Annotated in this window: 2 protein-coding genes; both read left to right on the top strand. The window is 34.7% G+C overall.

What is annotated here, in order from left to right; translation table 11 throughout:
* The first annotated feature begins 45 nt into the window (after positions 1-45).
* Positions 46-393, top strand: a complete 348-nt coding sequence (locus tag IRZ78_RS25980; protein WP_194620491.1) for a transposase — start codon at positions 46-48, stop codon at positions 391-393.
* 22 nt (positions 394-415) lie between these two features.
* Positions 416-1,316: transposase (locus IRZ78_RS25975; protein WP_347349851.1), on the top strand; the 901-nt coding region annotated here is incomplete at its 3' end.

Raw genomic sequence — 1,316 nt, 5'->3', positions numbered from 1 at the left:
GAAATGTCAAAATAAAATAAGAACTTTGTAATCTAAGAATTTTATATGACCCCTATAGAACTTTTGAAGTTTATGCTTCCTGATTTTTTAGTAGAACATTTTGAAGTAGTTTCATCTACTAATACCCAAGAAATATTACACCTCTATTTTGAAGAGAATTCTAAACCTCCCAAAGAGTTTAATGATCTTCAATTAGTCTCAAAGGGTTTTCAAGATGAGATTACCATTCAGGACTTTCCTCTGAGAGGCAAGTTCGTGTATTTACATATCAAAAGACGTCGCTGGACTAATAAAGATACAGGCGAGATCGTTAAAAGAGATTGGAATTTAGTTGCTAAAGGAACCCGCATGACTCAAGAGTTTGCGGCTTTTTTAAAAGAAATTAATAGATAAGACCGCTATCGATTGTCGAACCATTGGAGGTTTCTTCGGAGTCAATGGGAAAAAACTACAAAGACAATACAAAAAACATCTAAGCTCTTTTAATACGTGGGCTCCAAGAGAACATGCGCATGAGTGGATTGTTTATCCTGAAAATATAGGTACCCACTTGTCAATTGATGAAGTAGCCTTGTCTCAGGGTGAGCTTTTTACTATTGTAACCAATAAGGAAGCCAGAGGTAAAAAAGGTTGCTTAGTGGCTATTATTGCAGGGACAAAGGCAGATCAGGTCATTGAACATATCTGTAAAATTGATTACAAAAAAAGATGTTATATCCAAGAAACAACACTTGATATGGCTAATTCCATGAAGTTGATCTCCAAAAGATGTTTTCCAAGAGCGGTACAGGTTACCGACAGATTTCATGTTCAAAAATTAGCTCTAGAAGCATTACAGGAGATTAGAATAAAATATCGTTGGGAAGCGATGGATACTGAGAATCGATTGATATTACAAGCGAAAAGAGAAAACAAAACCTATGTCCCAGAGCTTTTACCTAATGGAGACTCTGTAAAACAATTGTTAGCCAGAAGTAGATATGTTCTTTATAAATCCCGCGATAAATGGACCCAGAGACAAAACGAACGAGCCCAATTGTTATTTGGCTTGTTTCCAGATATTAAAAAAGCCTACAGTTTAACCCAACAACTACGAGGTATTTACAACAATCATAACAATAAACATATTGCGATGACCAAACTGGCACATTGGTACAGGAATGTAGAGGACTCAGGGTTTAAAAATTTTAATATTCTTTTAAATACTATAACGGTTAATTACCAATCAATCTTAAACTATTTTGATAATAGAAGTACTAATGCTTCTGCTGAATCATTCAATGCTAAAGTAAAAGCGTTCAGAAGTCAATTTAGAG

This window comes from Flavobacterium sp. CSZ, assembly GCF_015350725.1.
In the GTDB taxonomy this organism is placed as follows: Bacteria; Bacteroidota; Bacteroidia; order Flavobacteriales; family Flavobacteriaceae; genus Flavobacterium.
The sequence above is the reverse complement of the archived record's forward strand: the minus strand, read 5'-3'. Positions and strand labels throughout refer to the sequence as shown.

Excerpts from the sequence above, each read along its gene's own strand:
- IRZ78_RS25980 (WP_194620491.1), top strand. The coding sequence starts at position 46 with ATGACCCCTATAGAACTTTTGAAGTTTATGCTTCCTGATTTTTTAGTA.